We start from the raw sequence: 9,062 nt of genomic DNA, 5'->3' as shown, positions 1-9,062 counted from the left end.
TTCGGCACTACGTGCCTTGACCTGTGCCTATTTAGAATGGACCTCGGAGAAGTCCTTCATCGGGGGTACCTAATCGGACAGAGCCGGACGCCACGATAAAGCACCTTATCTCCATCACTATTCGGTAGAAATTGGTATATTTGTAGATATATAATGTATGAAGTAATGGCAATAACTATATGAAGCTAAATAAGATCATTTCAATGGTGGCGGGGCTGATGCTGCTGATGCCCTCTCTAGGGCTATATGCCCAGTCGCACAACGACAAAAACCAAATAGCGGTAAGTAGGGCACAATATATATTTAACTCTGCCCTCTCAGGAGTAGCCGCCTACTATGTAGATACCTTTGATATACAGGAGGTGAGTACAGAGGCCATCAATGCGATGCTGGCACAGCTAGACCCCTATACCAATTATATCCCTGAGGTGGAGAAGGAGGATTTCCAAGTAATGACCACCGGGGAGTATGCGGGCATCGGTGCCTATATCCAGTTAGTGGATAGCACAGTCTATGTACAGTACCCCATGCCAGGGTCGCCAGCAGAGCGTGCAGGGCTCCGTATGGGTGATGCCTTTTTGGAGATCGATGGGGTGTCGGTAGTGCCTGGCACGCCCTCCAAGGTGAGTAGTAAGCTAAAAGGCCCTGCTGGCACTAGTGTGCGGGTGAAGATACTAAAGCTGGGGAAGAGTGATCCAGAGGAGATGGAGATTGTGCGTGGATCTGTGGTGGTGGATCAAGTGGTGAGCCGTGGCCTTTACCAAGATAGCATTGGCTATATCCGCCTCAATAGCTTCACCACTAAGAGTGCTGAGGATGTGAGGAGAGCTTATGCCGAGCTCAATAAAGGGGGTAAGATGAAGTCGCTGATCCTAGACCTCCGTGGCAATGGTGGTGGTGTAATGGGAGGAGCCATTGAGCTGCTCAGTATGTTTGTACCAAAGGGGACCAAGGTGCTCTATACTAAGGGACGGCTACCACAGACTTCGCAGGAGTACTTTACAGAGCAGGAGCCTATAGACCTGGAGATACCTCTGGTGGTGATGATCAATGGAGGCTCGGCTTCGGCAAGTGAAATCGTGGCAGGTGCTTTACAGGATCTGGATAGAGCGGTGATCGTAGGGAGTAAGAGCTTTGGAAAGGGGCTAGTACAGACCACGCTTCCAACCCCGTATGATGGCATCCTCAAGCTGACCACTTCGCGCTACTACATACCGAGTGGGCGTTGCATTCAGCAGCTCGATTATTCACACCGCAATCCCGATGGATCAGTTGCCTCGGTACCCGATAGCTTGACCAATGTATTTCACACGGCAGGGGGGCGCGAGGTACGTGATGGCGGTGGCATTCGACCAGATGTGGAAATTGAGGGAGAGATGATGGATGCCATCACGATTGCCCTCAGCAACCAAGGGCGGATCTTCCGATTTGCCAACCAACTCTTTTTGGAGCACCCACAGGCAAAGGAGCTACAGGATATTGTGATCTCGGATGAGGAGGTGGCTCGGTTTATTGGAGAGCTAAAGGGGGAGGATTTTGAATTTGGCGAGATGAGCCTAGAGATGCTGAAGTCGGTGGAGCAGGTAGCTAAGTTTGAGGGATATGAGGAGGTGAGCAAGGAGGCATTTGCCACTCTTCGCAAAGCACTTACGCCCTCAATTGATCAGGCATTTGCCAAGAGTCGGGATCAGATTGTGCGTCTGCTCCAAGGTAGCCTTGCTCAGCACTATTTCGGTCAGGAGGGGCAGTTTGCTATCACACTCCAAGACGATCCTACCATGCAGGGAGCCATGAATATCTTGAGTACGCCAAAGCGGTATCACGACATTCTACGGAAGTCATCACTCCAATAATCTTATCACTATGGCGAAGCACGATAGAGGCGGTATGATATTTTCTACCAATAGAGACCTAATGGACCAACTCCAGAGCACCCCTCAGGTGGAGACTTTGCCCCCTGAGAAACAACCTCTAGTGGTACGCAGAGATAATAAAGGACGGAAGGGCAAGGTAGTGACGCTGGTGGAGGGATTTATAGGCAGTGATGATGAGCTGCAGACCCTAGCAAAGCGACTGAAGGTGGCTTGCGGTGTAGGTGGCAGTGCCAAGGAGGGTGAAGTACTGATACAGGGCGAGGTGGTGGAGCGGGTAGTGACTCTACTTCAGCAGTGGGGATACGAAAAGTGCAGAAGGAGATGACGGGAGCTACGGTTGATAAGTCGGTAGGTGTGAAGCAAAGACCGCTTAATATATACAAAGCATCGGCGGGTAGTGGTAAGACCTACACGCTAGTGCATCGGTATTTGGATCTGCTGCTTTCGGATGGTATGGAGGGGGGATACAAGAGGATCCTTGTTGCGACCTTCACTAATAAAGCAACGACGGAGCTGCGGGAGAGGATCGTGAAGGAGCTATATAAGATTTCTCTCAACGGCAAAATGCAAGAGAAGGGGGAACCAAAGAAAACACCACAACAAATAGATAAAGAGAAAAGCAAAGCAAGGGAGGTGCTGGAGGAGATCCTACTCGACTATGAATCTCTGAGGGTACAGACGATCGACTCTTTCTTTCAGGAGATTGTCCGCACCTTCGTGATTGAGCTGGAGAATAGTAGCGCCAATGCCGAGGTGGCACTCGATAGGGATGGGGCGATTGAGATGTCGGTGGATCGCCTCCTTTTGAATCAAGAGAGCAATGTATTTACTCGATTGGGCTCAGTACTTCTCTCTCGAGTGGAGGAGGGTGATAGCACTGATGTGCGTGCGGCCATTATCAATCTTGCCAAGGAGATGCTCTACAACCCTCAGGCGGATAAATACCCTATCCAAGCCCTCGACCCTAAGGATATTGATCTAGCTGCAATGGAATTGAAGACAAAGGCCGAGGAAGCTCTCTCAGAGATGGAGAAGCCTTTCAATATCCTTCAAGACGCTCTTGCAGAATACGCCGATGAAGCACTGGCACTTAGTAGCTATGGTTTCCTAAAAGCTCTGCAAGGGAAGGAGCTATCCGAGCTGATCCTTAGGAAGATCACGGACCCACAAAAGCCTGTATACGACGGCAGGATAAAGGTGGGAAAAGATGGAAAGTTGGCGATCTTCTCTAGTAAGAACTTCAAAGTGGTGGCAGAGCAGTTTCCGGAGCTAATGAATGGCCTGGACGATATAGAGCAGAAGCTATACGACCTTAATGATGTGATTGCTCAATATGCAGGCGACTATCAGCTTGCTAAACTGCTCAAGGAGCATCTGAGCCTGCTCCCTATTCTCTCGCAACTAAAAACGGAGATAGCACAATACCAAGAGGAGCACAAGGTGGTGCTGATCGAGGAGATCAACGAACTGGTTAAAAAGGTGATCAATGGTGCCTCTACCCCCCTTATCTATGAAAAGGTGGGCGGAAGGATTGACCACTATATGCTCGATGAGTTTCAAGACACCAACCGCACGCAGTGGGAAAACTTTAGGGTGCTGCTCATTGAAAGCCTGAGCCAGATGAAGGAGAACTTCCTCGTAGGTGACGTAAAGCAAAGCATCTATAGGTGGCGAGGTACCGATAGCTCTCTACTTAATAGTGAGGTGGAGAGTGACCGCATACTCCAATACTTTACAAATGATGACCCACTGAAAATCAATTGGAGAAGTGACGAAAACATCGTGCGCTTCAACAACCTATTCTTTGATAACATATACGACTTCCCCTCCCATACTGGTCTCGACGGGGAGAGTAATGAGGTTTACAAGAAGATATACGAGAGCAACGTCTGCCAAGAGCCTAACAAGAAGAATGGGCATGGCTACGTACGCTTTGAGCAACTAGAGGCAGGCGATGAGGGCGAGCCGGTAGAGGAGGTACTCACTAATCGGATAAAAAATCTACTCCTAGACCTTCACAAAGATGGCTACAACCCAGGGGATATCGCCTTCGTGGTACGCACCAATGATGAAGCAACGAAGATAGCAGAGATGCTGAATAACTTCGCCACAGAGGACAAGGCCAATCGCCACTGCTTTGCCTATCTCTCGGATGAAGCCCTACTGGTGAGCCACTCAAGCACAGTGAAGCTGATAACAGCACTATACCAGCATGTAGCCGACCCTCAAAACAGCCAGAAAAAGGTCTTCTTTGAGGTGGCATGCCATACCTTTGGGATATCCGATGAGGAGAAGATAGAGCAACTGATCCAAATAGTGCAAACGGGAGCTACCCTCTTTGAGATAACCAATGAACTCCTGGCAAATCTCGAGATACCAAGTGAGGAGGAGCTCTATATCAATTCGTTCCTAGACCTACTCCATGAGTTTGTAGAGAATGAGCCCAATACACTACTCCAGTTTAGCTATTGGTGGAAGCGCATCGGTGTCCGACAGATGGTGACCATGGGCAATGACGAAAACGACAAGATACAGCTGATCACCCTTCACAAAGCAAAGGGGCTGGAGTTTCCCGTGGTGATTATGCCCTATCTTGATTGGGATATCTCTAAGCTTAGCTTTAATAGCAGTTTGGAGTTTTGTGACACCGAGAGATACCTTCCTGAGGGCTTTGTGCAGCATCCACTCCCCTTCTATATTATTCCTGAAGCCCCCTCTGCACCACACCTCAATTCGCTCATTGGCAAGAAGTATAGAGAAATACACGAGGCCAACTACCTCGATAATCTCAACCTACTCTACGTGGCATTTACACGCCCGAAAGAGCGGCTCTACCTCTATACCAAAGAGAAGCCCAGCACTAAGAAAGTGACCCGTATCGTACACGAGCGACTAAGACTGCTCAAGAAGCTAGACCCCAGCGAGGAAAGTATGCTAAAGAGTACTAATACTGAAAAGGTTTGGACCTATGGTAATGAGCAAAGGGAAGATAAGAAGAAAGAGGAGACCTCCACTAAGGAAGAAGTAGCGACAAAGGTGGAGCTACACCTTAATAAGGAGCCACGCCAATCGATTCTTAGGCGGATAGAGTCCGAAGCTGCCTTTGATAGTGAAGCTATTCAGCACGGGATTAAGATGCACGATGTGATGTCGAGAGTGATCTCGTGGGACGACTTTGAGCACGCCGTTGACCCCCTACCTAAGACGGAGGAGGAGAAGCAGACCCTGATCAACCAATTTAATACAGCTCTGGCAGAAGACCCACAGCTACGAGACTGGTTTACCCCCAAGGAGGGAAGGAGCATTCTCACCGAGCAATCTATCTACATCGGTGAGTACGACCAGCATAGGCGACCCGATAGGCTGATCATAGAGGGGAGCAATGCCATCGTGATTGACTATAAGTTTGGCGAGAATACCGATATACCGCAGTACCGAGCTCAGATCAAAGGCTACCTTAACCTACTAGAGAAGATGGGCTACCAGGCAAAGGGATATCTATGGAATTGGGAAAAGACCCCAGAGATTGTAGAAGTAAAGAAATAACACCATGGCTATGACCCCACTCATTGGCAAAACACTTTCGGAGCTCCAAGAGCTAGTTACCTCTTTGGGTGAACCTCGCTTTAGAGGCAAGCAGATAGCAGAATGGCTCTACCAAAAGCGCGCCACTTCCATTGAGGAGATGACCAATCTCTCTAAGTCGTTTAGAGCTAAATTGGCGGAGAATTATCAGGTCGGTCGCACTCCATTCACGCACCGACAAATCTCCACGGATGGCACAGAGAAGTACCTCTTCCCTCTACTTGCCAATCCCGACTACCAATTTGAGACCGTTTACATTCCCGAAGCTAGTCGAGCCACCCTCTGCATCAGCAGTCAGGTGGGGTGCAAGATGGCGTGCTCATTTTGTGCCACAGGCAAAATGGGCTGGTTGGCCAATCTATCAAGTGCCGATATTATCAATCAGGTGCTCAGTATCCCCCACTCCGATAAGCTCACCAACTTAGTCTTTATGGGGATGGGCGAGCCTTTGGACAACTATGAGGAGGTAGCAAAGGTGATAGAGATACTCACCGCCGACTACGGTCTGGCGTGGAGCCCCAAGCGGATCACGGTCAGCACGATAGGCGTAAAGGAAGGGCTCAATAGACTTCTACGGGAGCAGAGCGTACACATCGCTATCAGTATACACAATGCGATACCCGAGGAGCGACTACAATTGATGCCTGTGGAGCGAGCTTTCCATATAGAGGAGGTGGTGCAGCAGCTAAGCCAATACGACTTTTCGGGTCAGAGGCGGCTCTCCTTCGAGTACATTCTATTTGAGGGTCTCAATGATACCAAGGCACACGCCGACCGTCTGATAGCCCTCCTCAAGCCACTCGATTGTAGGGTCAATCTTATTCGGTACCACGCTATCCCAGGCATTCCCTACCATACCCCCACCTCGGAGCAGGTGCTTTGGTTTGAGGAGTACCTCAATAAGCACGGACTACGCACCACCACCCGACGCTCACGTGGCGAAGATATATCGGCAGCGTGTGGTATGCTTTCCACAGAAAAGAAAAAGTAACCCTCTACGGATAAGATGGCTACCTACCGCCAAGCAAAAGACCTCACGAGAGGACCGATCGGGCCTCATCTTGTACACCTTGCCCTCCCGATACTAGGGACCTCCTTCATACAGATGCTCTACAGCTTTACCGATATGGCGTGGGTAGGGCGTCTCTCCTCCGAGGCAGTGGCAGCAACGGGAGCAGCCTCGGTCTTTACGTGGATTGCCAGCTCACTCTCTATGCTGAATAAGGTAGCTGCCGAGGTGGGGGTCTCCAATGCTCTAGGCCGAGGAGAGCAGGATGAAGCTCGCCAGTACGCCAGCCACACCTCTACCATTGCTATCATTATGGGCGTGGTGGTGATGGCTATCTACCTCCTATTTAATGAAGGGTTGATAGGTATCTATCAGCTCGAGACCTCTATCCACAAGATGGGGACCGACTATCTCTCCATAGTGGCACTAGGGTTACCCCTCATCTTTCCCACGGTCGCCTACACCGGCATCTACAATGCTACGGGTCACTCCAAGATTCCTTTCATTATAAGTAGTATAGGACTATTTCTCAATATGCTCCTCGACCCACTCCTTATATTTTTAGCGGGATTGGGGGTCAAGGGGGCGGCACTCGCTACCATCCTCTCCCAAGGGATCGTGCTAGCTCTTTTCCTCTTACAGATGTGCTACAGAGACCAATTACTGGGTGGAATCAAGATATTCATCAAACTAACTAAAGGGATTACCTACAGCGTACTGCGTATCGGCACCCCTGTGGCAGTGATGAATAGCCTATTTGCTTTTATCAACCTCACACTAGGTCACCTCGCCTCGCTCTATGGCGGGCATCTCGGAGTGATGGCACTCACCACTGGAGGGCAGCTAGAGGGGCTCTGTTGGAATACCGCCCAAGGGTTTTCCACCGCCCTTAGTGCCTTTACTGGCCAAAACTATGGGGCGAATCAGATAGACCGTATCTACAAAGGGGTACGGTACACACTGATCTTATCACTGATTGTGGGCGTACTGGGCTTCTGCATCTACTTCTTTTGGGGCGAAGGGCTCTTCGCACTCATTGTCCCTGAGGAAGCCGCCTACATCGCAGGTGGCATCTACCTATCCATTCAAGCGGTACCACAAGTATTTAGTATGATAGAGATCACCAGCCAAGGTTTCTTCTACGGTATCCGACAGACACTCCCCCCCTCCCTCATCAGTATCATTGGCAACCTGCTCCGGATTCCCGCCGCCCTCCTCTTATTACCCCTCACCAAGGATATCACCACCCTTTGGTGGATCATTGGTGCCTCCTCTATTCTCAAGGGCATCGTTGCTGGCATCTGGTACCTCCTCGTCCGTCGCTCCACCATTTCATCGAATAGATAAAGATAAATACCATACCATTATGACCGAAAGACAACTAGAAATTGCTCGAACCTTTACCGACAAAGAGGTGATGGCAAATGCCATCGCCAAGCTAAGGACTTTGACGCTGAATAAGCTTCTAACGGTTGAAGACCCCGAAGAGCGAGCCAACCTTATAGAGCAACAGGCCACCCTAGAGTATGAGGAAATGGCGGTCTTGGGAGACGATGAAGTCTCAAAAAACATTCAAGACAAAGTAGTAAAGCTTTATTCACCCATCCTAAAAGCATATTATGAAGAGAAGTGATGTAGAAGCACTATTGACTCAGCTTAAGGGGTTTTATATTAGTGATAAAGAGCCTAGCGGACACCCAAGAGCTATTATATTGGGAGGACAACCATCTGCTGGAAAGAGTGCACTCGCAAAGATAGCCCAAAATGAGCTTCCAAGTATACTCACCATAAATGGCGACAAGTATAGAGAGCACCACCCACTACACAAAGAACTGATAAAGGAGCCCCTTAAGTACTCATCTGAAACGCAGATATTCTCCAATGTATTTACAGAGGGATTGATAGACGAAGCCATAAGAAATCGGCTAAATGTATCGGTAGAAGGGACTATGAGGCGAAGCGAAGTAGTAGCTGACACCGCTCGAAAGTTCAAAAGGGCTGGCTTTGAGGTAGAACTAATGTGTATCTCTGCACCACCAGAACTCACTGCTGTCAATCTTTTTTCAAGATATGCCAGTGAGGTACAACTTATGGATAGTGGCAGACTAGCCGACTTTGAAAGCCACAACCAAGCTTGTAACGGTATACTTAAGACGTTGGACGACGCCTACGGGAATAAAGACATTGACAGAATACGCCTATATGCTCTCTTCGGAATGGAATTAATTGCCGACTATCAGAGGAATGAGGATGGTCTCTGGACGATTCAAGAGAAACCTAGCGAATTAATTGAAAGGATAAGGGATAAACAACTGCAAAATAGAGAGTTGGTTTTGCTGCTGATTGACAAGGGACTAACAGCCTTATCAATCATCCAAGATGAAACGATAAGAGAGAAGCTAATCAGCCAGCTCCACCATCTGATACGTCGGACATCCACCATGCAGTCCCACCAATAGCAACTCTCCTAGACAGAGATTATTAGGTAAAAATCTAGCTAAAAACGGGATCACAGATACCCCTCCACAACCATCTGTAATTCAGCACCATACAAAAGCGTTTGCCGAGATGCAACTAAGCAATCAGCGAGTTGC

The 9,062-nt window shown here is 49.0% G+C and carries 7 protein-coding genes; all 7 read left to right on the top strand.

What is annotated here, in order from left to right; genetic code table 11:
- Nucleotides 1-179: 179 nt before the first annotated feature.
- The 7 genes from HMPREF3027_RS02570 to HMPREF3027_RS02540 are packed head-to-tail and all read left to right on the top strand — an operon-like array spanning nucleotide 180 to nucleotide 8,927.
- Nucleotides 180-1,853: a S41 family peptidase gene (locus tag HMPREF3027_RS02570; RefSeq protein WP_070706799.1), complete on the top strand. Its 1,674-nt coding sequence runs from the start codon at nucleotides 180-182 to the stop codon at nucleotides 1,851-1,853.
- Between the two features lie 10 nt (nucleotides 1,854-1,863).
- Nucleotides 1,864-2,199: a translation initiation factor gene (locus tag HMPREF3027_RS02565; protein ID WP_070706797.1), complete on the top strand. Its 336-nt coding sequence runs from the start codon at nucleotides 1,864-1,866 to the stop codon at nucleotides 2,197-2,199.
- Nucleotides 2,196-5,420, top strand: coding sequence for a UvrD-helicase domain-containing protein (locus tag HMPREF3027_RS02560; protein WP_070706795.1), 3,225 nt, complete (start codon nucleotides 2,196-2,198; stop codon nucleotides 5,418-5,420). Before HMPREF3027_RS02565 ends, HMPREF3027_RS02560 begins: the two co-directional genes overlap by 4 nt.
- 4 nt (nucleotides 5,421-5,424) lie before the next feature.
- Nucleotides 5,425-6,450 (top strand): dual-specificity RNA methyltransferase RlmN, encoded by a 1,026-nt coding sequence (rlmN, locus tag HMPREF3027_RS02555; RefSeq protein WP_070706793.1) that lies wholly within the window; start codon nucleotides 5,425-5,427, stop codon nucleotides 6,448-6,450.
- A 15-nt stretch (nucleotides 6,451-6,465) separates the two neighbouring features.
- A complete protein-coding gene (locus HMPREF3027_RS02550; RefSeq protein WP_070706791.1) occupies nucleotides 6,466-7,815 on the top strand; it encodes an MATE family efflux transporter in 1,350 nt (449 codons plus the stop codon).
- Nucleotides 7,816-7,834: 19 nt separating this feature from the next.
- Nucleotides 7,835-8,101 (top strand): hypothetical protein, encoded by a 267-nt coding sequence (locus tag HMPREF3027_RS02545; protein WP_018028659.1) that lies wholly within the window; start codon nucleotides 7,835-7,837, stop codon nucleotides 8,099-8,101.
- Nucleotides 8,088-8,927 carry a zeta toxin family protein gene (locus tag HMPREF3027_RS02540; protein WP_070706789.1) on the top strand — a complete coding sequence of 280 codons (840 nt, stop codon included), beginning with the start codon at nucleotides 8,088-8,090 and terminating at the stop codon, nucleotides 8,925-8,927. The genes HMPREF3027_RS02545 and HMPREF3027_RS02540 overlap by 14 nt, the downstream gene beginning before the upstream one ends.
- Nucleotides 8,928-9,062: the final 135 nt, after the last annotated feature.

The organism is Porphyromonas sp. HMSC077F02 (assembly GCF_001815465.1).
Lineage (GTDB): Bacteria > Bacteroidota > Bacteroidia > Bacteroidales > Porphyromonadaceae > Porphyromonas_A > Porphyromonas_A somerae.
This window is presented reverse-complemented; position numbering and strand designations above follow the sequence as displayed.

Coding starts and splice junctions, on each gene's coding strand:
- HMPREF3027_RS02570 (WP_070706799.1), top strand. CDS start 180: ATGAAGCTAAATAAGATCATTTCAATGGTGGCGGGGCTGATGCTGCTG.
- HMPREF3027_RS02565 (WP_070706797.1), top strand. CDS start 1,864: ATGGCGAAGCACGATAGAGGCGGTATGATATTTTCTACCAATAGAGAC.
- HMPREF3027_RS02550 (WP_070706791.1), top strand. CDS start 6,466: ATGGCTACCTACCGCCAAGCAAAAGACCTCACGAGAGGACCGATCGGG.
- rlmN (WP_070706793.1), top strand. CDS start 5,425: ATGGCTATGACCCCACTCATTGGCAAAACACTTTCGGAGCTCCAAGAG.
- HMPREF3027_RS02560 (WP_070706795.1), top strand. CDS start 2,196: ATGACGGGAGCTACGGTTGATAAGTCGGTAGGTGTGAAGCAAAGACCG.
- HMPREF3027_RS02545 (WP_018028659.1), top strand. CDS start 7,835: ATGACCGAAAGACAACTAGAAATTGCTCGAACCTTTACCGACAAAGAG.
- HMPREF3027_RS02540 (WP_070706789.1), top strand. CDS start 8,088: ATGAAGAGAAGTGATGTAGAAGCACTATTGACTCAGCTTAAGGGGTTT.